The sequence below is a fragment of the Streptomyces sp. NPDC052701 genome, from assembly GCF_040678355.1.
In the GTDB taxonomy this organism is placed as follows: Bacteria; Actinomycetota; Actinomycetes; order Streptomycetales; family Streptomycetaceae; genus Streptomyces.
In genome coordinates this window covers 18000-40350 of the sequence record NZ_JBFATO010000005.1, presented here as the reverse complement: position 1 = coordinate 40350, position 22351 = coordinate 18000, and the positions used below count along the sequence as shown (strand labels likewise).

Here is a 22351-nt window from a genome sequence, read left to right as displayed (position 1 = left end):
ACCCAGTACTGAGCCCCTGCCTTGCAATGCAAGGCAGGGGCTCAGTACGGGTTAGTTACTTGTCGTCGGTCTTCGGGGAGGAGGCCGACTCCTTGGAAGCGGGCTTCCCGGCCGGCTCCTCGGCGACCGGCTCCCCGGCCGACTCCTCGGCAACCGGCTCCTTGGTGGGCTCCTCGGCAACCGGCTCCTTGGTGGGCTCCTCGGCCACCGGTTCCTCGGCGACCGGCTCCCCGGCGACCGGCTCCTTGGCCCGCTCCTCGGCCCGCTCCTCGGCAACCGGCTCCTCGGCGACCGGCTCCCCGGAGGTCCGCTCACCGGAGGAGGCGGGCTCCACGCCCTTCTTCGCCTCCTTGGCCGCGGAGAGCAGCACGGTGTCCTGCGGCTGCTGGTCCTCGAAGTTCTCCGGGTGGTGGCAGGCGACGCGCTGGCCCGGCCTCAGCTCGGCCAGCGGCGGCTCGGTCGTCCCGCAGATCTGCGTCGCCTTCCAGCACCGGGTGTGGAACCGGCAGCCGCTCGGCGGGGCGATCGGCGAGGGCACGTCGCCCTGGAGCAGGATGCGCTCGCTCTTGGCGTGCCGCCGCCTGGGGTCGGGGACCGGGACGGCCGACAGCAGCGCCTTGGTGTAGGGATGCATCGGCGACCGGTACAGCTGGTCCCGGTCGGCGAGCTCGACGATCTTGCCCAGGTACATCACCGCGATGCGGTCCGAGACGTGCCGGACGACGGACAGGTCGTGCGCGATGATCACGTACGTCAGGCCGAGCTCCTCCTGGAGGTCGTCCATCAGGTTGACGACCTGCGCCTGGATCGACACGTCGAGCGCGGAGACCGGCTCGTCCGCCACGACCATCCGCGGCTTGAGCGCGAGCGCGCGGGCGATGCCGATGCGCTGGCGCTGGCCGCCGGAGAACTCGTGCGGGTAGCGGTTGTAGTGCTCGGGGCTCAGGCCCACCAGCTCCAGCAGGCGCTGGACCTCCTTCTTGACACCGCCCTCGGGCTCGACGCCCTGGAGCCGGAACGGCGCCGAGACGATGGTGCCGATGGTGTGCCGGGGGTTCAGCGACCCGTAAGGGTCCTGGAAGATCATCTGGATGTCCCGGCGCAGCGGCCGCATGCCGCCGGTGCCGAGGTGGGTGATGTCCGTGCCGTCGAACTCGACCTTCCCGCCGGTCGGTTCCAGCAGCCGGGTGATGAGCCGGCCCATGGTCGACTTGCCGCAGCCGGACTCGCCGACGACGCCGAGGGTCTCGCCGCGGCGCACCTCGAAGTCGATGCCGTCGACGGCCTTGACCGCGCCGACCTGCCGTCGCAGCAGGCCCTTCTTGATGGGGAAGTGCTTGACCAGGCCCTCGACCTTGAGCAGTGGTGTCTCGTCGTCTCGGGTCACGGCCGTGGTCCCTGCCCGGGTATCGGTCTCGCTCACAGCTTCGGCGCAATCTCTTCGGTCCAGATCCGGCTGCGGTCCTCCTGCGACAGGTGGCAGGCGACGTGGTGCCTGCTGCCGACCTCGCGCAGCTCGGGGCGCTCGGTGCGGGTGATCCCGCCCTTGGGGACGTCCGCGTAGGGGCAGCGCGGGTTGAACGCGCAGCCCGAGGGGACGTTGATGAGGCTGGGCGGCTGGCCCTTGACCGGGATGAGCCGGTCGGTCTGCTCGCGGTCGATGCGCGGCATCGAGCCGAGCAGGCCCCAGGTGTAGGGGTGCGCGGGCTCCTGGAAGATCCGGTCGACCGGTCCGCGCTCCACGCAGCGCCCGCCGTACATCACGAGGATGTCGTCGGCGATCTCGGCGACCACGCCGAGGTCGTGCGTGATGATGATGACCGCCGAGCCGAACTCCTTCTGCAGGTCCCGGATCAGGTCGAGGATCTGCGCCTGCACGGTCACGTCGAGCGCGGTGGTCGGCTCGTCCGCGATGAGCAGCTCGGGGTTGTTGACCAGGGCCATGGCGATCATGGCGCGCTGGCGCATGCCGCCGGAGAACTCGTGCGGGTAGTTGTCGACCCGCTTGTGCGGCTCGGGGATGCCGACGCGGTCCAGGAGCTCGACGGCGCGCCTGCGGGCGGTCTTCTTGTCGACGTCGTGGTGGACCCGGTAGGCCTCGACGATCTGGCTGCCGACCGTGTAGTACGGGTGCATCGCGGACAGCGGGTCCTGGAAGATCATCGCCATCTCGCGGCCGCGCAGCCGGCGCACCTCGTCGGGGCTCGCCCCGACGAGCTCCTTGCCGCCCAGCCAGATCTCGCCGGACATCTGCACGTTCTTGCCCCGGTTGCCGAGCCGGTGCAGGCCCATGATGGCGAGCGAGGTGACGGACTTGCCGGAGCCGGACTCGCCCACGATGCCGAGGGTCCTGCCCTTCTCCAGCTGGAAGGAGAGGCCGTCGACGGATTTCACCAGGCCGTCGTCGGTCGGGAAGTGCACCTTGAGGTCGCGCACCTCCAGGAAGGCCTCGGGGGCCTTGCCGGTGCGTGCGGGCTCGCTCACGGCGGCCCCGGTCTTGGACAGGTCGGTCACGAGAGCCTCACCCGCGGGTCGACGGTGGCGTACAGCACGTCCACCACCAGGTTGCAGAGCACGACGAAGAAGGCGGCCAGCAGGGTGACGCCCAGGATCGGCGGCAGGTCGTTGTCGGTGATGGCCTGGACGGCGTACTGGCCGATGCCGGGCAGCGAGAACACCGACTCGGTGATCACCGCGCCGCCGAGCAGCAGGCCGATGTCCATGCCGAACACCGTGACGATCGGGGTGAGCGCCGCCCGCAGCCCGTGCTTGAGGACGACCTTGCGCTCCTTGAGGCCCTTGGCCCGCGCGGTGCGGATGAAGTCCTCGCTCATGGTTTCGAGCATGCCGGAGCGGGTGAGCCGTGCGTAGATGGCGGAGTACAGCAGGGCCAGCGAACACCACGGCAGGAACAGGGTGTTGGCCCACTGGGACGGATTCTCCGTGAACGGCACGTAGGTCCGCCCGAAGATGTCCAGCTGGTAGCTGAAGACGAGCAGCGCCAGCTGGCCGGTGAAGAACATGGGGAGCGACACGCCGGCGAGGGCGACGCCCATCGCGGCGCGGTCGAAGACCGAGCCCGGCTTGAGCGCGGAGACCACACCGGCGGCGACACCCGACAGCAGCCACAGCACGGCGGCGCCCGAGGCCAGGGAGATGGTCACCGGGAGACGGTCGACGAGCTGCGGCCAGACCTCGATGTGGTTCTTGAACGAGTAGCCGAAGCAGGGCACCTCGCACTTGGCCGTCGTGGGGCCGAGGTTGTAGGTGGTGCCGGAGACGATCCCCTTGATGAACTCCCAGTACTGCTCGTAGACCGGCTTGTCGAGCCCGAGGTTCTGCTTGACCGCCAGGATGTCTTCCGGCGAGGGGTTCTTCCCGATGTATTGCGCGGCCAGCTGATCGGGGGTCTGCCCGGCCAGTCTCGGCAGCAGGAAGAAGATGCCGAAGGTGACCGCGGTGACCACGAGCAGCAGGAGCACTGCCGCGATCGTCCGGCGGATGATGTACGAGATCACGGGGACCGGCGCCGGCGCCCGCGGGTCGAGTGGCCCGCGGGCGCCAATGCCTTCACCTGCCTTCCAGGGCTGCTTCTTCGCGCTACTTCTTGGTGGTGCCGAGGTTCAGGGCGTCGTACTGACCGCTCCAGGCGGCCGACGAGGCCACGTTGGTGGCGTGCGGCGAGCGGTACAGCAGGACCTTGAAGTAGGTCAGCGGCACGATGACGGCCTGGTCCATCGTCTTCTTGTCGATCTCGGCGTAGGCGGCGTTGCGCGCCGACTCGTCCGGGTTCTTGATGGTCTCGTCCAGCAGCTTGTTGACCGCGGGGTCGTCGAACTGGGAGAGGTTGGTGTTGCCGGAGTCGCTGATGGCCTTGCCGTTGAGGATCTGGTTCAGGAAGCCGTAGCCGGTCGGCCAGTCGGCGCCCCACTGCATCATCATCACGCCGATCTTCTGCTTCTCGGTGAACTTCGGCACGCCGGCGTAGTCCGTGAAGTACTTTCCGGACGGGTACTGCTTCATCTCGGCGTTGATGCCGACCTTCTTCAGCGAGTCGATGATCGCCGTGGCCGCGTCGACCTCCTGCTGGCGGTCGCTGCGCGCGGAGATGTAGGTCTTGAAGCCCTTCTCCTGGCCGCAGGCCTTCAGGTGCTCCTTGGCCTTGGCCGCGTCACCCTTGTTGCCGCTGGTGGCGTACGCGTCGAACTTCTGGTAGCCGATCACGTCCGGCGGGAGCACGGTGGAGGCGATGTCACCGCGGATCGGACCGCCCTGCGCGGTCTGCACGGCCACCTTGTCGATGGCGTACTGCACGGCCTTGCGGCACTCGACGTTGTCGAACGGCTTGACCTTGGTGTTGATCGCCGCGTAGACGAGACGGCCGCCGTAGGTGTTGTCGGTGTTGGCCTTCTGGTCCGCGTTGTTGAGCAGCTGGGCCTGGGTCTGGGTGTCCACACCGCGGCCGGCGAGGTCGACGGTGGTGGTGCCGGCCATCAGGTCCTTGTCGATGGTGGCCTGGTTGACCTTCAGGTTCACCACGATCTTGTCCGGGTACTGCTTGCGCAGCGGGTCCGTCTTGGGGTCCCACTGCTCGTTGCGCACCAGGACGACGCGCTTGCCCTCCTCGTAGCTCTGGAACTTGTACGAGCCGGAGGAGACGATCTTCTTGGTGTAGTCGACGCCGGTGTCCTTCGCCCGCGGCACCGGGGCGGTCTGCGGCGCGGTGACCAGGTAGTCGAAGTCCGCGAACGGCTGCTTCAGCTTGAAGGTGATCGTGTACTTGTCCGGCGTCTCGATCGACGCCAGGCCCTTGGTGCTCTTGTCCTTGTACGGGCCCTTGTACTTGTCGCCGCCCTCGAGGAACTGGCCGAAGTAGTTCGGGCCGAGGGAGAGCACGTCACGGGCGAAGTTCGAGCGCTCCACCGCGTACTTGACGTCCGCCGAGGTGACCTCGGTGCCGTCCTCGTACTTCACGCCCTGACGGATCTTGTACGTCCAGGTCCTGCCGCCGTCGGACTGCTTGCCCTTGCCCTCGGCGAGGTCCGGCACGATCTCGTTGCCCTTCTCGCCGGGGGCCGGCTTGAAGGTGAGCAGGGGACGCGCGTAGAGGCGGCTGAAGTTGTACATGTACGCGTAGTACGTGTTGCCCGGGTCGAAGGAGTCCGGGACGTCGGACATCGCGTAGGTGACCGTGCCGCCCTTCTTCGTGGAGGCGTTCACGACCGACGTGGTGGCGGCGTTGGCCTTCGCCTTGCTGCCCTCTTTGTCGCCGTTGTCTTCGGCCTTGCTGCAGCCTGCCAGAAGCAGACCGGCGCTGCTCACGGCCGCGACTGCGGTCATTACTGACCTTCGCATGATGGTCGGTTTCCCCTTCGTGATTGGAGACTTGGGCTGGACGCGGACACCGTCCGCGACCGCAGACGTCAGCGGCTGCGGGGGTCGAGGGCGTCCCGGAGGCCGTCACCGAGGAGGTTGAAGGCCAGTACGGTGATGAAGATGGCGAGACCGGGGACGATCATGTACTGCGGATCGACCTCGAAGAAGTCGACGGCCTGGTTGAGCATGCCACCCCATGACGCCTGCGGCGGCTGGATGCCGACGCCGAGGAAGCTGAGCGACGCCTCGAAGAGGATGTTGGTCGGGATGAGCAGCGTCGAGTAGACGATGATCGGGGCGACGAGGTTCGGCAGCAGTTCCTTGAACAGGATGTAGGGGCCGCCCGCGCCCATGCCCCGGGAGGCGTCCACGAACTCGCGCTCGCGCAGCGCCAGCGTCTGGCCGCGGACGATACGGCCCATGTACGGCCAGTTGAAGAAGCCGATGACGAAGATGAGCACGAGGATGTGCAGCGGCAGTCCCTCCAGCCCGAACGCGCCGCCCTGGAGCGTCGCCGAGATGGCGATGGCGAAGAGCAGCAGCGGGAAGGCCAGGAAGGTGTCCATCATGCGGCTGATGACCGCGTCGACCCGGCCGCCGTAGTAGCCCGCGATCAGGCCCAGCACGGTGCCGATCACGTTGGACAGGATCGTCGCGCCGAAGGCGACGACCAGGGAGACCCAGGAGCCCTCCAGGATGCGGGCGAGGATGTCGCGCCCGAACTTCGGCTCGACACCGAGCGGGTGGTCCCAGCTCATGCCGCCGAAGTCCCCCTTGGGAAGGGTGGTGTTGGGGTCGATCAGGTCCTGGTGGAAGGCGTTGGGGTCGAGGCCCAGCAGCGACTGCAGGGGGCGGGACAGGACCGCGGTCAGGATGAGCAGCACGACCACGACGCCGCCCGCCACCGCCACCTTGTCGCGCTTGAAGCGGGTCCAGGCGATCTGCCCCAGGGACCGGCCCTCGATCTGCTTGGACTCGACGCCCGCCAGTACGGCTTCCGGCTGGGCCTCGGCCTGCGATCCGGTGGTCTCGATCGGTGCCGTCACAAGTGCCCTGCCCCTTCTCGCCGGTGGTCACCGGCTTTCACATGCCGCTGTGCACGGCCTGACTCGCTTGTTGTCCGCACGGGGCCCCAGGTGATGCGGCATCACGTGTGGTCGAACGCTCGCGCCGAAACCCGCGCACAGGATCGATGGATCCCCCTGCTTGAGTCGGGAGTCTTCAACGTCTTCACGATCACCCGCCAGATCTCCCGGAAAAAGTATGCGCAACCGTGATGCTGTCAGGAGGGTTCCGTTATCCGGACGGCGGGTAATAGCCTTCGGACGTAGGCGAGTTGGACTATTGGGGCACCGGGGCGCCTTTCGCCCGCTTCTACGCGCGCAGAATGGTCGGCGGCCGTTCCCCGGGAGGTTCTCGGGGCGGTGCCGTGCCGGGTCAGTAACGGCCCTGTGCGGGCGGGTAGCCGTAACCGGCCGCCGGGGCCTGGACGGGGGCGGTGGCGTGCGCCTCGCGGTCGTAGAAGGGGCGGGCGTTGGCGCGCAGCCACATCGCGACCGGGTCGTGCGGGTCGGACATCGCCACGGTCGACACGGGCAGCCCGTCGGGGACCGCGCCGATGGACTGCTGCATCATCGCGCGCACCGCGTCCACGGCCGGCGGGGACGTGTCGTACACGTCGAGCCCGATGGCCAGGTACGGCGCCCCGAGGGCGGGCTGCACCCAGGCGCGGCGCAGCGAGCGGACCACCGGGGTGCGGTGGGCGTTCTGCGCGAGCAGGGCGTAGAACTGCGGGATCTCGATGGCCGGTTCCGACAGCCGCAGCGGTCCCGCGGGCTGCCGGTCCAGGCCGGTGGCGATGCGCCGCAGGTCCAGCCAGGGAATGCCGACGCCGCCGCCCGGCGCGTGCGGGTTGAGCCAGAGGCCGTAGTGGTCGGGGTAGAGGGCGCGGGCCGCTTCCAGGCCGTCGACCACCTCGTACGACCGGTTCCAGCCGCTGGCCGACAGCTCCTGGGCGGAGGTGACGCAGGGCGCGTAGCCGTAGCCGTCGACCTCCATGTTCCCGTACTGGGCGTCCGGGGAGCCGGCCTGGCCGTGCCACAGGAGCATCCAGACCTGACCCGTGGAGGGGGTCGCGAGCGCGCGCAGGAGCGCCTCGTAGGCGTCGTAGCGCCCGGGCGTGACCTGGCGCAGCATGTGCTCGACCTGGCCGGTCGCGGCGGTGCCGCTCGCGCTCACGTTTTACCGCCCCTCTGTACAACACCCTTGCCCGAGTCGTGCACCTAGCTTAAGCCCGCCCACGAGCCCGGGACCTGTGCCGCTCGCGCGGCCGCGGGCCGCGCCGGGCCGATCGCGCCCGCCCGGCGGCGTCGCGCCACGTCACGGCCGCCCTGCCCCCTCGGGCCGTCTCACCGGTCCCGCGTGTAGAAGGGCCGCACCCGGTCCCGCATCCAGTCGCCCACCGGGTCCTGGGCGACGTCCAGCAGGACGAGGTTGACGGGCCACTTCACCGGGACCCCGGCCAGGGCCCGGCCGAGGGCCTCCAGGGGCAGGGCGCGCAGGTCGCCCTCCCAGCGGGACAGCTCGACGCCCACGAACATCACCGGGTCGGCGGTCTCGATGGCGGCCAGGCAGCGGCGGGCGGACAGCACGACGCCGACGGCGTCGAACTCGGCCGAGGCGGCGGAGAGGAAGTCCACCGGGTCGTCCTGCCAGTCGGGTTCGAACAGGCGGACCCGGCCGCCGCCGGCGGAGCCGTCGAGCGGGGTGCGTCCGGCCCGGCACAGTTCGGCCACGGCGGGCGGCGGCAGCGGGACGCCGACCACGCCGCCCGGGTTCACCGCGATCCCGGCCTGCGGGGGCAGACCGCGGGCGAACTCCACGGCCGGGGCGATGGTGTACGACATGTGGGAGCCGACGACCTGGCGGAACTGCTCCTCGGAGCTGAACACCGGGACGTACGCCTGGCCCTCGATCTCCAGGGAGGGCAGGTCGAGGGAGCCGCTGTCCGGGCCGCCGCCCTGCGGCAGCGGCACCCAGACGAAGCTGCGGCCCAGCACCTCGATGATCCGGCCGCCCGCCGACGGCCCGGCGCCGAGGGACGCCGAGAGCACCTCCTCCAGCTCGTTGCCGGGCCACCCGCCGTGCGGGTGGGGGTGCGCCTGCGCCGGGAAGTCCGCGGAGAAGCCCGCCGGGAAGTCCATCTGCCTACCGCCTGCCTGGAACCTGCTGTGGCTGAAAAGGCTAGCGGGTGCCCGCGGGGGGAGGTCCTGCCCGGGCCCCGGTCCGGCGCGGCCCTGCCCGCGAGCGGCGGTGCGGGCCCGCGGACGAGCGCCCGCGCCGCGGCGGTGCGCGAGCCCGACGGGAGCGCCGGGGGCGCGCGGCACGGGCCGCCCGCCCGCGGTGACCGGCCCGGGGCGGCGGGGCGGCGGGCGGGGCCGCTCAGCCCGTGAACCCGATCCGGCGCAGCGCGTTCGCCGCGTCGCGGTCCACGAGGAGCGCCGAGCCGCAGCCCGCCGGAAGGTCGCCGCGCTCCGCCGCGCGCAGCAGGCGGGTGGTGGCCGCGCGGTGGCGCAGGAAGGCGTAGCGCGAGACGCCCCGGCCGCGGGCGCGCTGGCCGGCCAGGGCCTGCTCGGGGGTGACGTCGAGCAGCAGCAGGTGCAGGGCGCCGCCCCGGCGGCGGGCCTCGCGGGCCAGCCAGCGGCGCACCCAGGCCTGCGTGCCGCAGTCGTGCACGACCAGGCCCTCGCCGGTGCGCAGGGCGCGGCGCAGCCCGGCGTAGTGGGCGAGTCGGACGAGCGGGCGGTAGACCGCGTACGGCAGGAAGCGCGGCACGCGGCTCTCCCAGCGGTCGCGGGCGTCCTGGGAGTCGATGCGCGGCCCCTTGACGACGCGCCGCATCAGGGTGGACTTGCCGCTGCCGGGCAGGCCGGTGATGACGACGAGGTCCCGGGGGCCGAACAGCAGGGCGTGCGGGCTGCGGCCGCCCCGGTCGCGCAGGTCCCGGACGACGGGTGACCGCAGGGGGTCGCACGCCTCCCGGACCGGGGTGGCGGGCTGCTCCGGCAGCGCCATGCCCGTGGTGGCGGCGTACGCCGTGATCCTGTTCACCGTGATCGTCCTCCCCTGGGGCCAGGTACGGAGTCCCATCCCCGCCGAGTGTAAAGAGAAGGTAATACCGAAGGCCTCACGTTTGTGTTCGTTTCGTGCAACAGACCTGCTACAGGCCGCTGTGCCCGCCTGTGCCCGCCCTGCCTCCCCGGGAAAGATCCCCCTGCCGCGCCGGACCGATGCGTGCAATGATGAACGCGCCAACTGCATACCGGCCGTTTGAATCCGCGCGGGAGAGTTCCCAGCACCACGAGAGCTGGGGCGCCGAAGGAGCAAGTCCCTCCCTTGAATCTCTCAGGCCCCGTTACCGCGCGGGCGAGGCACATCTGAAAAGCGGGCCGCCGTCACGGCGGTCCCACCCAAGGTGCAAGCCCCGGTCGTCCCTGTGGCGGTCGTGGCGAACCTCTCAGGTTCCGATGACAGATGGGGAGGATCCCTCCTCGCCCGTCATGCGTTCACGCCCTGGGAGACGACCGACCGATGAGCAGTACCGATTCCCGTCCGCTCCGCCGTACCGCGCTCGATGCCCTGCATCGCTCGCTCGGCGCGACGATGACCGACTTCGCCGGCTGGGACATGCCCCTGCGCTACGGCTCCGAGCGCGAGGAGCACCTGGCGGTGCGCACCAGGGCCGGACTGTTCGACCTCTCCCACATGGGCGAGATCACCGTCACCGGCGCCGGGGCGGCCGCGCTCCTGGACTACGCGCTGGTCGGCAACATCGGCGCGGTCAAGGCCGGCCGCGCCCGCTACACCATGATCTGCCGCGAGGACGGCGGCATCCTGGACGACCTGATCGTCTACCGGCTCGGCGAGACCGAGTACATGGTCGTCGCCAACGCCTCCAACGCCCAGGTGGTCCTGGACGCGCTGGTGGAGCGCTCCGCGGGCTTCGACGCCGAGGTCCGCGACGACCGCGACGCCTACGCCCTGATCGCCGTGCAGGGCCCCGAGTCCCCCGGCATCCTGAAGGGCCTCACCGACGCCGACCTCGACGGCCTGAAGTACTACGCCGGCCTGCCCGGCACCGTCGCCGGCGTCCCCGCGCTGATCGCCCGCACCGGCTACACCGGCGAGGACGGCTTCGAGCTGTTCGTGAAGCCGGAGCACGCCGTGCGGCTGTGGCAGGCGCTGACCGAGGCGGGCGCGGGCGCCGGCCTGGTCCCGTGCGGGCTGTCCTGCCGGGACACGCTGCGCCTGGAGGCGGGCATGCCGCTGTACGGGCACGAGCTGACGACCGGCCTCACCCCCTTCGACGCCGGGCTCGGCCGGGTGGTGAAGTTCGACAAGGAGGGCGACTTCGTCGGCCGCGCGGCCCTGGAGCGGGCCGCCGCCCGCGCCGGGCAGAACCCGCCCCGGGTCCTCGTCGGCCTGGTCGCCGAGGGCCGCCGCGTCCCGCGCGCCGGATACCCGGTCGTCGCCGGCGGCCGGGTGATCGGCGAGGTCACCTCCGGCGCCCCCTCCCCCACGCTCGGCAAGCCGATCGCGATGGCCTACGTCGACGCGGCGCACGCGGCGCCGGGCACGCCGGGCGTCGGCGTGGACATCCGGGGCACCCACGAGCCGTACGAGGTCGTGGCGCTGCCGTTCTACCAGCGGCAGAAGTAGACACTGGAGGCGCGGTCGCACGGCCGGCGCGACCCCGTGCACCCGACCGGTGCGGCCCCGCACGTCCTCGCGCTGCTCCCCAGCGGTCCCAGCAGACCCCCATTCACCAGCACTCCCCCGCGTACAGGAGAATTCAGGCCATGAGCAACCCCCAGCAGCTGCGCTACAGCAAGGAGCACGAGTGGCTGTCGGCCGCCGAGGACGGCGTCTCGACGGTCGGCATCACGGAGCACGCGGCCAACGCGCTCGGCGACGTCGTCTTCGTCCAGCTCCCGGAGGTCGGCGCCACCGTGACCGCGGGCGAGACCTGCGGCGAGCTGGAGTCGACCAAGTCCGTCTCCGACCTGTACTCCCCGGTCTCCGGTGAGGTCACCGAGGTCAACGAGGACGTGGTGAACGACCCGTCGCTGGTGAACTCGGCCCCCTTCGAGGGCGGCTGGCTGTTCAAGGTGCGCGTCACGGACGAGCCGGCCGACCTGCTCTCCGCCGACGAGTACGACGCCCACACCGCCGGCTGAGGAGGCGCAGCCGTATGTCCGTCCTGAACACCCCGCTGCACGAGCTCGACCCGGCCGTCGCCGCCGCGGTCGACGCCGAGCTGCAGCGCCAGCAGTCCACCCTCGAGATGATCGCCTCCGAGAACTTCGCCCCGGTCGCGGTCATGGAGGCGCAGGGCTCGGTCCTCACCAACAAGTACGCCGAGGGCTATCCGGGCCGCCGCTACTACGGCGGCTGCGAGCACGTCGACGTCGTCGAGCAGATCGCGATCGACCGCGTCAAGGAGCTCTTCGGCGCCGAGCACGCCAACGTGCAGCCGCACTCGGGCGCGCAGGCCAACGCGGCCGCGATGTTCGCGCTGCTCCAGCCCGGCGACACGATCATGGGTCTGAACCTCGCGCACGGCGGGCACCTGACCCACGGCATGAAGATCAACTTCTCCGGCAAGCTGTACGACGTCGTCGCCTACCACGTCGGCGACGACGGCCGGGTCGACATGGCCGAGGTCGAGCGCCTGGCCAAGGAGGCCAGGCCGAAGCTGATCGTGGCCGGCTGGTCCGCCTACCCGCGGCAGCTGGACTTCGCCGCCTTCCGCCGGATCGCGGACGAGGTCGGCGCCTACCTCATGGTCGACATGGCGCACTTCGCCGGCCTGGTCGCCGCGGGCCTGCACCCCAACCCGGTGCCGCACGCGCACGTGGTCACCACCACGACCCACAAGACGCTGGGCGGCCCGCGCGGCGGTGTGATCCTGTCCACGGCCGAACTCGCCAAGAAGATCAACTCGGCGGTCTTCCCCGGTCAGCAGGGCGGCCCGCTGGAGCACGTGATCGCGGCCAAGGCGGTCGCCTTCAAGGTCGCGGCGAGCGAGGACTTCAAGGAGCGCCAGCGTCGTACGCTGGAGGGCGCGCGCATCCTCGCCGAGCGCCTGGTGAAGGACGACGTGAAGGCCGTGGGCGTGGACGTGCTGTCCGGCGGCACGGACGTGCACCTGGTCCTGGTCGACCTGCGGAACTCCGAGCTGGACGGCCGGCAGGCCGAGGACCGGCTCCACGAGATCGGCATCACCGTCAACCGCAACGCGATCCCGGACGACCCGCGTCCGCCGATGGTGACGTCGGGCCTGAGGATCGGCACGCCGGCCCTGGCGACCCGCGGCTTCACGGCCGAGGACTTCGCCGAGGTCGCGGACGTCATCGCCGAGGCGCTGAAGCCGTCGTACGACGCCGAGGCGCTCAGGGCGCGGGTGAGGGCACTGGCCGACAGGCACCCGCTGTACCCCGCGCTGAACAAGTAAGTCCCCGGTGGGGGCGCCCCGACCGGGCGCCCCGCCGGACCAGGAAGTCCCCGGCGGGGGCCCCGACCGGGCGTCCCGCCGCCCCGTAGTGAGGAGTGACCGTGGCCATCTCGGTCTTCGACCTGTTCTCGATCGGCATCGGCCCGTCCAGCTCCCACACGGTGGGCCCGATGCGGGCGGCCCGCATGTTCGCGCGCCGGCTGCGCAACGAGGGCCTGCTGGAGACGGTCGCGTCCGTGCGGTGCGAGCTGTACGGCTCGCTCGGCGCGACCGGCCACGGCCACGGCACCCCCAAGGCGGTGCTGCTCGGCCTGGAGGGCGACTCGCCGCGCACGGTGGACGTGGAGACGGCCGACGAGCGGGTGGAGGCGATCCGGGCCGGCGGCCGTCTGAGGCTCCTCGGCGAGCACGAGATCGCCTTCGACTTCGACGCGGACCTGAAGCTGCACCGCCGCAAGGCCCTGCCGTACCACGCGAACGGCATGACCCTGTGGGCGTACGACGCCTCGGGGACCGAACTGCTGAGCAAGACGTACTACTCGGTGGGCGGCGGCTTCGTCGTCGACGAGGACGCGGTGGGCGCGGACCGCATCAAGCTGGACGACACGGTCCTGAAGTACCCCTTCCGCACCGGCGACGAGCTGCTGCGCCTGACGAAGGAGACCGGCCTGTCGATCTCCTCGCTGATGCTGGAGAACGAGCGGGCCTGGCGCACCGAGGAGGAGATCCGCGCGGGCCTGCTGGAGATCTGGCGGGTGATGCGCGAGTGCGTGGCGCGCGGCATGTCCCGTGAGGGCATCCTGCCGGGCGGCCTGAAGGTGCGCCGCCGGGCCGCGAACACCGCGCGCAAGCTGCGCTCGGAGGGCGACCCGCAGGCCCTCGCCATGGAGTGGATCACGCTCTACGCGATGGCCGTGAACGAGGAGAACGCCGCCGGGGGCCGTGTCGTCACGGCTCCCACCAACGGCGCCGCCGGCATCATCCCCGCGGTCCTGCACTACTACATCAACTTCGTCCCCGGCGCGGACGAGGACGGCGTCGTCCGCTTCCTCCTCGCCGCCGGTGCGATCGGGATGCTCTTCAAGGAGAACGCGTCCATCTCCGGCGCCGAGGTCGGCTGCCAGGGCGAGGTCGGCTCGGCCTGCTCGATGGCGGCGGGCGCGCTCGCCGAGGTGCTGGGCGGCACCCCGGAGCAGGTCGAGAACGCGGCCGAGATCGGCATGGAGCACAACCTCGGCCTGACCTGCGACCCGGTGGGCGGCCTGGTCCAGATCCCGTGCATCGAGCGCAACGGCATGGCGGCGGTGAAGGCCGTCACGGCCGCCCGCATGGCCATGCGCGGCGACGGCTCGCACAAGGTCTCCCTGGACAAGGTCATCAAGACGATGAAGGACACCGGCGCCGACATGTCGGTGAAGTACAAGGAGACGGCCCGGGGCGGTCTGGCCGTGAACATCATCGAATGCTGAACGCGATCCCGCGTCGCGGCGCCTGATCCGGGGCATCATCCCAGCCCTGACCCCACCCAGAACCTCGGGGAGTGCCCATGCTCCGCGGCATCGACGTCAGCTCGTACCAGCCCTCCTCCTACGACACCGACGGCCTCTCCTTCGTCTTCGTCAAGGCGACGGAGGGCCGCTCGTACGTCAACCCGAAACTGGCCGCCCAGACGAAGACCGCCCGTGAGGCCGGTCTGGTCGTCGGCTTCTACCACTTCCTGTGGCCCGGCAACCTCACGGCCCAGGCCGAGTACTTCCTCGCCAAGGCCCCGGACCGGCCGGGCGACATCCTCGCCGTCGACTGGGAGACCACCGGCGAGGGCACCCACGCCGGCAACGCGGAGAAGGACCGCTTCATCAGGAAGGTGAAGGAGTTACGGCCGGACAACCGGGTCGTGCTCTACTGCAACCGGCACTTCTGGCTGAACGTCGACACGACCTCCTACGCGGGCGACGGCCTGTGGATCGCCGACTACGTGACGGCGGGCAGGCCCCGCATCGAGGCGAAGTGGCGCTTCCACCAGTACACCGACGACCCGCTGGACAAGAACGTGGCCGACTTCGCGAGCAGGGCCGCGCTGCGGACGTGGGCCGAGGGGGCCTGACGGCTCGCGGCCCCGGGCGACAGGAGGAGTGGTGCGCATGGCCGGGACGGTCGCTGCGGTCAGCAGCAACGGGACGTACTCCTTCGGCAAGCCGAACCGGGAGAGCATCACCTTGCTGGCGGGGCTCGGGGTGGAGGGGGACGTCCACGCCGGCACGACGGTGAAGCACCGGTTCCGGATGAGGCGGGATCCGTCGCAGCCCAACCTGCGGCAGGTGCACCTCATCCACGAGGAGCTGTTCGAGGAGGTGCGCGAGGCCGGGTTCGACGTGGCGGCCGGGCAGCTCGGGGAGAACGTCACGACCCGCGGCGTCGATCTGCTGGGGCTGCCGGCGGGGGCGCGGCTGCGGCTCGGGGCGGAGGCCGTCGTCGAGGTCACCGGGCTGCGCAGGCCGTGCGTCCAGATCGACCGGTTCCGCAAGGGTCTGATGCGGGAGGTCGCCGGGCGGGACGCCGACGGGGGCGTGCGGTTCAGGGCCGGGGTGATGGGCGTCGTCGTCCGCGGTGGCGCGGTGCGGCCCGGGGATCCGGTCGGGGTGCTGCTGCCGGACGGGCCGCACCGGCCCCTGGACGTCGTCTGAACCGGCCGGGCTTACGCCCGGAACTCCGGCTTGCGCTCCGGGGACGCCTCCGCCAGGGCCCTGGTGACGGCCTCGGCGCCGGCGCGCAGGCCGTACACCGGGGTGTCGGGCTGCTGGCGCCAGGAGTCGTCGATGCCGCCCGCGTCGACGGTGTCGAAGCCGAGCTCGTCGATCAGGGCGCGGACCTTCGCCTTGGCCGCCTCGTCGTCGCCGGCCACCGGGAGGGCCAGGCGGCCGGGGTCGCCGACGGGGCGCGGGCGGTCGAGGATGTCCTGGGCGTAGGTGCCGTTGAAGGCCTTGATCACCGGGTGGCCGATCTGCCGTTCCGTCCAGCGGCTCTCGGTGAGGCCCTCGTCCTCGATGGCCGCGATCCTCCCGTCGCGCTGCCGGGGGTAGTAGTTGCCGGTGTCGATGACCGCGACGCCTTCGGCCGCCTCGTCGAGGAGGCCCTTCGGCAGGTCGGGGACCGCCTTGACCGGGACCGCGACGACCACGACCTCGGCGCCGCGCGCCGCCTCCCCGACCGTCACGGGGGTCGCGCCGGTCTCTTCGGCCAGGTCCGTGAGCGTGTGCGGTCCGCGGGAGTTGGCGACAAAGACGTCGTGGCCGAGGGCGGTGAGCCGCCGGGTGAGGTTGCCGCCGATGTTGCCCGCGCCGATGATGCCGATCCTCATGACGGCCGCCCTTCGAAGTGTATGCGCCTGCATATGTCTTCCGTCGGTCGCGTCAACCCCCGGGACCACCGGGCTATTCCGGCTCCTCCGCCCTTCGTGTGACGCCGGCCCCGCAGGGCGATCCCGCTCCCGCCGGACGGCGAGGGGCCCGGACCGGGACGGTCCGGGCCCCTCGCCACACGGGTGTCACTTGTTCAGGTGCGCCCAGAACTCGTCGAACGACAGGAGCTTGTCGCCGTTGAGGTCGCGGCTGGCGATGATCGCCTCGGCCACCGTCTCGGTGACGTTCCAGTCGCCCCCCTGCGCCAGGGCGGTCTTGAACTCGGCAGCGGTGACGAACCCGTCCCCGTCCGTATCGATCCGCTCGAACTGCTTGCGCGCTTCCTCGATGTCCGCCACCGGTCCGCCCCTCGTCTCGTGCTGTGCGTCGTGTTGCCGGAGGTCAGATTAACCGCCCGCGCGAGCGCGCAGTGCGGCGACCACCCACCCGAACTCCTCGCGGTGGGCCGGCATGGGCCGGCCCTCGAGGACGCAGAGCAGTTCGCGGTAGCGGGCGAGCCGGTCGTCGGCCGCCGACTCCAGGCGTTCCAGCACGGCGGCCCGGTCCGCGTCCCCCAGCAGCTCGCGCAGCACCTCCTCGGCCTGCGGCGCCTGCGGCGCGATCCCCCGCTCCCGGGCCCGGGCCGCCAGCCGGATCAGGCGCTGGGCGAACCACAGGGACTCGCCCGCGGGCGACGCGTGGCCGCGGTCGGCCGCATTGAACTCCGCGGCCGTCCGCATCTGCCTCCGGAACCCGGGGTCCTGCAGCATCCCGGCCAGCTCGACCCAGGCGTCCACCTGCTCGGCGGTCGGGTCGTCCGGCAGGTCCGCGGCGGTGTTGCGCATCCGTTCCAGGATCACCGGGTCCGCGGTGTCCAGCCCCTGGAACAACTCGTCCGCGAACTCCTCCACGATCCGCCTGCGCTCGGCGGCCGACAGCCGCGCCAGTCTGTTCATCAGCGCCGTCTCCTGCGCGGTCGAGCCGCGCCGTGCCACGGTCGACAGCACCGCACGGGTCACCTTCAGCGAACGGATCTGCGCGTCCAGCGCCGCCACGTGCGCGGCCGCGACCTCGGCGACCGTCCGCTCCCCGGCCAGCACCTCGCGCACGGCGCCCAGGCCGAGGCCGAGTTCGCGCAGGGTGCGGATCAGTTCCAGACGGGCCAGGGACGCGGCGTCGTAGAGCCGGTAGCCGCCCGTGGAGCGGGCCACCGGGGGCAGGGCACCCTCGTCGGACCAGTAGCGGATGGTGCGCACGGACAGTCCGGTGGCGCGGGCCAGCTCGCCGATGGTGAGAAGTCCGGTGCCGTTCTCGATCATGTCTGGGAGTCTGGGCCCTCCAGTGGGTGGAGACACAAGGAGCGCGCGGTGGCGGACAGCCTGCGGGACATCCTCGACGCGGCGGCGCGGGGCGTCTTCCCGCCGCCGGACGGCACCACCACGGTCGTGCCGCAGCCCTGCGCCCGGGACGCGGGGGTGCTCGCCTTCACCGCGCACTCGGTGGTCTTCACGGACGAGGACCCCCGGTGGGTGCGCGACGCGCTGGACGCGCTGGAGTGCGACGCGCTCGCCGCCACGATGAACGCCCGCTTCCTGACCGCCCTCATGGAGCGGACGGGCCGGGTGACGGACACGATCGACGTCCTGCTGGCCGGCGCTCCGCTGGCGGGCGCTCCGCCGGTCGCGCTGCGCGAGATCCACGATCCGGCCCATCCGCGGGTGGCCGCCGCCCTCCGGCGGCGCGACGGGATACGGGTGTGGGCGGCGGACGGCGGAGTGCTCGTCCTGGGACACGGGGTCGCCGGACGGCTGGAGGTCGCGGTCGAGGTCGACGAGGGGGCACGGCGGCGGGGGCTGGGGCGCGCGCTGGTGACGGCCGCCCGGCAGCTGGCCACCGAGCCGGTGTGGGCCCAGGTGTCGCCGGGGAACGCCCGCAGCCTGCGGGCGTTCCAGGCGGCCGGCTACCGGCCGGTGGGGGCGGAGGCGCTGCTGCGCGCCCGGCCTGGTGGGGCGGGCCGCTCCGGCGACCGCTCATGAGCCCGGCCCTGGTCGCCTGGTCGTCCTGGTCGCCTGGTCGTCCAGGTCGCCTGGCGGACGCCGCTGACGTACTCGCGGCTGATGCCGCCGGGCGCTGGTGCGGTGGTTCCCACCGGGCCGCCCCCCTTGTCGCAGGGGCCGTGGTCGTGGGCGGTGGACACGTGCGGGGAGGACGGGCCGCCCTCCCCGGGGACGGCCGCGGGGGCCCGGCCGGCGGTGCGTCGGAGCCTGCCGCGGCTCCCGCGCCGCAGCGGCTCCGGGGCGGTGCGGCCAGTGTCCACGCGGCGGCCGGCCCGCGGTCAGCGGAAGACGCCGGTGTGGCCGAGCGAGTAGCGGCCCGGCTGCGGGTACACCGCGAGGCCGTGCGGGCCGCTGCCGACGGGGATCCGGGCGAGCTGGGCGCCGGTGCGGGTGTCGAGGGCGTACACCTCGGCGTCGTAGCGGCCCGAGAGCCACAGGACCTTGCCGTCGGCGGAGACCCCGCCCATGTCGGGGCTGCCGCCGCCGGGCAGGCGCCACTTCTTCGTCACCCTGCCCCGGGTGAAGTCGAAGACGGAGACGGTGCCCTCGCCCCGGTTGGAGACGTACATCTCGCGGGAGTCGCGGCTGACGTACAGGCCGTGGCAGCCCTTGCCGGTGGGCAGGAAGGCCGGTTCGGTGAACCTGTCGCCGTCGAGGACCCACATGCCGTGGGCGGCCATGTCGGCGATGTAGAACTTCCTGCCGTCCGGCGAGACCTTGACGTCCTGCGGCATCGCGCCCTCCAGGGGCAGCCTCCGCTGCCCGACGACCTCCATCTTCTCGGTGTCGACCTTGAGCAGTTCGCCACTGAACTCGCAGGAGACGATGAAGTAGCGGCCGTCGAGGGAGAAGTCGGCGTGGTTGACGCCGTAGCAGCTGACGGGGACGGTCTTCTTCGGCTTCATGGTGTGCGGGTCGCGGAAGACGAGCTCGCGGTCCAGGGAGGCCATGACGACGGCGTACCTGCCGTCGGGCGTGAAGTAGAGGTTGTACGGGTCGTGCACCTCGACCGGCTCGCCCGCCTTCCCGGTCCTCGGGTCGATGGGGGTGAGGGTGTGGCCGCGGTTGTTGTTGACCCACAGGGTCCTCAGGTCCCACGAGGGCACGACGTGCTGGGGCTGGCGGCCGACGGGGATCGTGTCGACGATCTCGTACGTCCTCGGGTCGATGACGGAGACGGTGTCCGACTCGCTGTTGGGGACGTAGACCCGGGAGGGGAAGTCCTTGACCACCGGCGAGAGCTTGTCCGGGCGGTCGGCGGCGTACACGTCCCGCGGGTCGAGGACGGGCGGCATGCCGGGCAGGCCGTCGACGTGCTTCTTCTCGGCCGGGGCGGGCGCGGCCGTCCGGCTGGTCTCGGCGGCCCGGTCCCGCGTCTGGGTCCCGGTGCCGCAGGCGGCCAGGGCGACGAGACCGCACAGGCCGGCGGCCGCGAGCAGGGTGCGGGTGATTCGGGTGGGGTGCGTCACCCGCACCATTTAAGGCCGGTCACAGAAGAAAACCGGCAATTCGCCCGTTTGCCGGACCGCAGCGGGTCGCGGGCCGCCCGGCCGGCGGTCCGGCCCGCAGGTCACGGGACCGCCGCGCCGCCTCAGCCGGCCACCCTCAGCAGCAGCACCGTCCGCGCCGGCACCGTGATCCCGGTGCCCGCCCGGTGCTCCTCGCCCGGCGCCTCGGCCTGCTCCTCCCGGCCGGTGTCGACGACCACCTCGTACCGCTCCGCCCACGGCGGGCCCGGCAGCGCGAACTCCACCGGCTCCTCCCCCGCGTGCAGCACGGCGAGGAAGCTGTCGTCGAGGATCTGCGCGCCGCGTTCGTCGCGGCCCGGGATGTCCCGCCCGGAGAGGTACATGCCGAGGGTGGCGGCGGGCGCGTACCAGTCCTGCTCGGTCATCTCGGTGCCCCGCGTGGTGAACCACGCCAGGTCCCGCAGCCCGTCCGCGGAGTGCGCCCGCCCGGAGAAGAACGCCCGGCGCCTGAGGACCGGGTGCCGGTGGCGCAGGTCGATCAGGCGGGCCGTCAGGTCGAACAGGGCCTTCCAGCCGGGTTGCTCCAGCAGGCTCCAGTCCACCCAGCCGATCTCGTTGTCCTGGCAGTAGGCGTTGTTGTTGCCGCGCTGGGTGCGGCCGAGCTCGTCGCCGGCGACCAGCATGGGCACGCCCGTCGACAGCAGCAGGGTGGTCAGCAGGTTGCGCAGCTGGCGGCGGCGCAGCGCCCGCACCCCCTCGTCGTCGGTCTCGCCCTCGACGCCGCAGTTCCAGGCCCGGTTGTCGTTCGTGCCGTCCCGGTTGCCCTCGCCGTTGGCCTCGTTGTGCTTGCGCTCGTAGCTCACCAGGTCGCGCAGGGTGAAGCCGTCGTGGGCGGTGACGAAGTTGACCGAGGCGTAGGGCCTGCGCCCGCCCCAGGCGTACAGGTCGCTGGAGCCGGACAGGCGGTAGCCCATCTCGCGGACATCGGGCAGGGCGTGGCGCCAGAAGTCCCGCACGGCGTCGCGGTAGCGGTCGTTCCACTCCGTCCACAGCGGCGGGAAGGCGCCCACCTGGTAGCCGCCGGAGCCGATGTCCCAGGGCTCGGCGATCAGCTTGACCCGGCGCAGCACCGGGTCCTGGGCGATGACGGCCAGGAACGGGGAGAGCATGTCGACGTCGTGCATGGAGCGGGCGAGCGCCGCCGCCAGGTCGAAGCGGAAGCCGTCCACGCCCATCTCCGTCACCCAGTAGCGCAGCGAGTCGGTGATCAGGCGCAGCACGTGCGGCTGGACGACGTGCAGGGTGTTGCCGCAGCCGGTGTAGTCGGCGTAGCGGCGGGCGTCGGGCTGGAGGCGGTAGTAGCGGCGGTTGTCGATGCCCTTCAGGGAGAGGGTGGGGCCGTACTCGCCGGCCTCGGCGGTGTGGTTGTAGACGACGTCGAGGACGACCTCGATGCCGGCCGCGTGCAGGGCGCGCACCATGCGCTTGAACTCGCCGACCTGCTGGCCGGTGGTGCCGGAGGCGGCGTAGGCGGCGTGCGGGGCGAAGTAGCCGATGGAGTTGTAGCCCCAGTAGTTCCTCAGGCCGCGGCGCAGCAGGTGGTCCTCGTGGGCGAACTGGTGCACGGGCAGCAGTTCCACGGCCGTCACGCCGAGCTTCACCAGGTGCTCGATCGCCGCGGGGTGCGCGAGACCGGCGTAGGTGCCGCGCAGCTCCTCCGGGATGCCGGGGTGCAGCTTGGTGAAGCCGCGCACGTGCAGCTCGTAGATGACCGAGTCGGCCCACGGCGTCTTGGGGCGGCGGTCGTCGGACCAGTCGTCGTCGTCGTGGACCACCACGCCCTTGGGGACGAGGGGGGCGGAGTCGCGGTCGTCGCGGACGGTGTCGGCGACGTGCTGCTGCGGCCAGTCCCGGACGTGCCCGTACACCTCCGGCGGCAGGCCGAAGTCGCCGTCCACCGCGCGCGCGTACGGGTCGAGGAGCAGCTTGGCCGGGTTCCAGCGGGCGCCGGTCCACGGGTCCCAGCGGCCGTGCACCCGGTAGCCGTAGCGCTGTCCGGGCAGGACGCCGGGCACGAAGCCGTGCCAGATCTCGTGCGTCAGTTCGGTGAGCCGGACGCGCGTCTCCTTTCCCCGGTCGTCGAAGAGACACAGTTCGACGCCCTCCGCCCCGCCCGCCCACAGCGCGAAGTTGGTGCCGGCCACGCCGTCCGGTCCCACCCGGAACCGGGCGCCCAGCGGCGTCGGCGCGCCCGGCCGGGCGGGCACGGTGGGCGGCGGCGCGGCACGCCGCGCGCCGCTCACGGCGGCGGCCGGGCGCCCGTCCCCGGTGGCCCGCCTCCCGGCCACCGCCTCCTGCTCGGCTGCGCTGGACACCTGTCAGCCTCCCGCGGCTCGTGGGACGACGGGGGACAGGGGCGTGCGGCCTTCGGTCACACGGCTCCGCCGCGGCTCCCCTGCGCGTCGTCCTCCCCACTGTTCTGCCCAGAGGGCGGCTCGCACTCACGTTTCCCCGGGGGGCGGCATGGTCGTTTCCCCG

The 22351-nt window shown here is 71.8% G+C and carries 20 protein-coding genes and 1 riboswitch; of the genes, 7 read left to right on the top strand and 13 right to left on the bottom strand.

Features of this window, described 5'->3' with window-relative positions; all coding sequences use genetic code 11:
• Positions 1 to 55: 55 nt before the first annotated feature.
• The 8 genes from AB0L29_RS08540 to AB0L29_RS08505 form a co-directional block, all read right to left on the bottom strand.
• Positions 56 to 1423 carry a dipeptide ABC transporter ATP-binding protein gene (locus tag AB0L29_RS08540; protein ID WP_365824740.1) on the bottom strand — a complete coding sequence of 456 codons (1368 nt, stop codon included), beginning with the start codon at positions 1421 to 1423 and terminating at the stop codon, positions 56 to 58.
• Positions 1420 to 2514 carry an ABC transporter ATP-binding protein gene (locus tag AB0L29_RS08535; protein WP_365824738.1) on the bottom strand — a complete coding sequence of 365 codons (1095 nt, stop codon included), beginning with the start codon at positions 2512 to 2514 and terminating at the stop codon, positions 1420 to 1422. The genes AB0L29_RS08540 and AB0L29_RS08535 overlap by 4 nt, the downstream gene beginning before the upstream one ends.
• On the bottom strand, positions 2511 to 3518 hold the full coding sequence (locus tag AB0L29_RS08530; RefSeq protein ID WP_365824736.1) for an ABC transporter permease: 1008 nt from the start codon (positions 3516 to 3518) through the stop codon (positions 2511 to 2513). The genes AB0L29_RS08535 and AB0L29_RS08530 overlap by 4 nt, the downstream gene beginning before the upstream one ends.
• 82 nt (positions 3519 to 3600) lie before the next feature.
• Positions 3601 to 5340, bottom strand: coding sequence for an ABC transporter substrate-binding protein (locus tag AB0L29_RS08525; protein WP_365824734.1), 1740 nt, complete (start codon positions 5338 to 5340; stop codon positions 3601 to 3603).
• An 83-nt stretch (positions 5341 to 5423) separates the two neighbouring features.
• On the bottom strand, positions 5424 to 6422 hold the full coding sequence (locus tag AB0L29_RS08520) for an ABC transporter permease (protein ID WP_365824732.1): 999 nt from the start codon (positions 6420 to 6422) through the stop codon (positions 5424 to 5426).
• A 391-nt stretch (positions 6423 to 6813) separates the two neighbouring features.
• Complete coding sequence (locus AB0L29_RS08515) at positions 6814 to 7614, bottom strand: enhanced serine sensitivity protein SseB C-terminal domain-containing protein (protein WP_365824730.1); 801 nt, start codon at positions 7612 to 7614, stop codon at positions 6814 to 6816.
• 170 nt (positions 7615 to 7784) lie between these two features.
• Positions 7785 to 8579, bottom strand: a complete 795-nt coding sequence (locus tag AB0L29_RS08510) for an enhanced serine sensitivity protein SseB (RefSeq protein ID WP_365824728.1) — start codon at positions 8577 to 8579, stop codon at positions 7785 to 7787.
• 238 nt (positions 8580 to 8817) lie between these two features.
• Complete coding sequence (locus tag AB0L29_RS08505; protein ID WP_365825149.1) at positions 8818 to 9486, bottom strand: AAA family ATPase; 669 nt, start codon at positions 9484 to 9486, stop codon at positions 8818 to 8820.
• A gap of 220 nt (positions 9487 to 9706) precedes the next feature.
• Positions 9707 to 9806, top strand: a riboswitch (glycine riboswitch).
• Positions 9807 to 9966: 160 nt separating this feature from the next.
• On the opposite strand from AB0L29_RS08505, the gene gcvT reads away from it, so the two are divergent.
• The 6 genes from gcvT to AB0L29_RS08475 all read left to right on the top strand — a co-directional run bounded on the left by gcvT (position 9967) and on the right by AB0L29_RS08475 (position 15573).
• On the top strand, positions 9967 to 11094 hold the full coding sequence (gene gcvT / locus AB0L29_RS08500) for a glycine cleavage system aminomethyltransferase GcvT (RefSeq protein WP_365824726.1): 1128 nt from the start codon (positions 9967 to 9969) through the stop codon (positions 11092 to 11094).
• A 140-nt stretch (positions 11095 to 11234) separates the two neighbouring features.
• Positions 11235 to 11612, top strand: a complete 378-nt coding sequence (gene gcvH / locus AB0L29_RS08495) for a glycine cleavage system protein GcvH (protein ID WP_365824724.1) — start codon at positions 11235 to 11237, stop codon at positions 11610 to 11612.
• A gap of 14 nt (positions 11613 to 11626) precedes the next feature.
• Positions 11627 to 12889: a serine hydroxymethyltransferase gene (gene glyA, locus AB0L29_RS08490; protein ID WP_365824722.1), complete on the top strand. Its 1263-nt coding sequence runs from the start codon at positions 11627 to 11629 to the stop codon at positions 12887 to 12889.
• Between the two features lie 101 nt (positions 12890 to 12990).
• Entirely contained in the window at positions 12991 to 14358 is a 1368-nt protein-coding gene (locus AB0L29_RS08485; RefSeq protein WP_365824720.1) for an L-serine ammonia-lyase, read from the top strand.
• A 77-nt stretch (positions 14359 to 14435) separates the two neighbouring features.
• Positions 14436 to 14993, top strand: a complete 558-nt coding sequence (locus AB0L29_RS08480; RefSeq protein WP_365825147.1) for a glycoside hydrolase family 25 protein — start codon at positions 14436 to 14438, stop codon at positions 14991 to 14993.
• A 37-nt stretch (positions 14994 to 15030) separates the two neighbouring features.
• A complete protein-coding gene (locus AB0L29_RS08475; RefSeq protein ID WP_365824718.1) occupies positions 15031 to 15573 on the top strand; it encodes an MOSC domain-containing protein in 543 nt (180 codons plus the stop codon).
• A gap of 11 nt (positions 15574 to 15584) precedes the next feature.
• On the opposite strand, the gene AB0L29_RS08470 is transcribed toward AB0L29_RS08475, so the two are convergent.
• The 3 genes from AB0L29_RS08470 to AB0L29_RS08460 form a co-directional block, all read right to left on the bottom strand.
• Positions 15585 to 16280, bottom strand: coding sequence for an NAD(P)-binding domain-containing protein (locus AB0L29_RS08470; protein ID WP_365824716.1), 696 nt, complete (start codon positions 16278 to 16280; stop codon positions 15585 to 15587).
• Positions 16281 to 16433: 153 nt separating this feature from the next.
• Positions 16434 to 16646, bottom strand: a complete 213-nt coding sequence (locus tag AB0L29_RS08465) for an EF-hand domain-containing protein (RefSeq protein WP_365824714.1) — start codon at positions 16644 to 16646, stop codon at positions 16434 to 16436.
• Positions 16647 to 16694: 48 nt separating this feature from the next.
• Positions 16695 to 17606: a MerR family transcriptional regulator gene (locus tag AB0L29_RS08460; RefSeq protein ID WP_365824712.1), complete on the bottom strand. Its 912-nt coding sequence runs from the start codon at positions 17604 to 17606 to the stop codon at positions 16695 to 16697.
• Between the two features lie 48 nt (positions 17607 to 17654).
• Here AB0L29_RS08460 and AB0L29_RS08455 point away from each other — a divergent pair, with 48 nt between their 5' ends.
• Positions 17655 to 18323 carry a GNAT family N-acetyltransferase gene (locus tag AB0L29_RS08455; protein ID WP_365824710.1) on the top strand — a complete coding sequence of 223 codons (669 nt, stop codon included), beginning with the start codon at positions 17655 to 17657 and terminating at the stop codon, positions 18321 to 18323.
• Positions 18324 to 18622: 299 nt separating this feature from the next.
• Here AB0L29_RS08455 and AB0L29_RS08450 read toward each other — a convergent pair whose 3' ends face one another.
• Both AB0L29_RS08450 and glgX read right to left on the bottom strand, forming a co-directional pair.
• Positions 18623 to 19795 carry a hypothetical protein gene (locus AB0L29_RS08450; RefSeq protein WP_365825145.1) on the bottom strand — a complete coding sequence of 391 codons (1173 nt, stop codon included), beginning with the start codon at positions 19793 to 19795 and terminating at the stop codon, positions 18623 to 18625.
• 140 nt (positions 19796 to 19935) lie between these two features.
• Positions 19936 to 22188, bottom strand: coding sequence for a glycogen debranching protein GlgX (gene glgX, locus AB0L29_RS08445; protein WP_365824708.1), 2253 nt, complete (start codon positions 22186 to 22188; stop codon positions 19936 to 19938).
• Positions 22189 to 22351 lie beyond the last annotated feature (163 nt).

Excerpts from the sequence above, each read along its gene's own strand:
- AB0L29_RS08460 (WP_365824712.1), bottom strand. The coding sequence starts at position 17,606 with ATGATCGAGAACGGCACCGGACTTCTCACCATCGGCGAGCTGGCCCGC.
- AB0L29_RS08475 (WP_365824718.1), top strand. The coding sequence starts at position 15,031 with ATGGCCGGGACGGTCGCTGCGGTCAGCAGCAACGGGACGTACTCCTTC.
- gcvH (WP_365824724.1), top strand. The coding sequence starts at position 11,235 with ATGAGCAACCCCCAGCAGCTGCGCTACAGCAAGGAGCACGAGTGGCTG.
- AB0L29_RS08470 (WP_365824716.1), bottom strand. The coding sequence starts at position 16,280 with ATGCAGGCGCATACACTTCGAAGGGCGGCCGTCATGAGGATCGGCATC.
- glyA (WP_365824722.1), top strand. The coding sequence starts at position 11,627 with ATGTCCGTCCTGAACACCCCGCTGCACGAGCTCGACCCGGCCGTCGCC.
- AB0L29_RS08510 (WP_365824728.1), bottom strand. The coding sequence starts at position 8,579 with ATGGACTTCCCGGCGGGCTTCTCCGCGGACTTCCCGGCGCAGGCGCAC.
- AB0L29_RS08525 (WP_365824734.1), bottom strand. The coding sequence starts at position 5,340 with ATGACCGCAGTCGCGGCCGTGAGCAGCGCCGGTCTGCTTCTGGCAGGC.
- gcvT (WP_365824726.1), top strand. The coding sequence starts at position 9,967 with ATGAGCAGTACCGATTCCCGTCCGCTCCGCCGTACCGCGCTCGATGCC.
- AB0L29_RS08480 (WP_365825147.1), top strand. The coding sequence starts at position 14,436 with ATGCTCCGCGGCATCGACGTCAGCTCGTACCAGCCCTCCTCCTACGAC.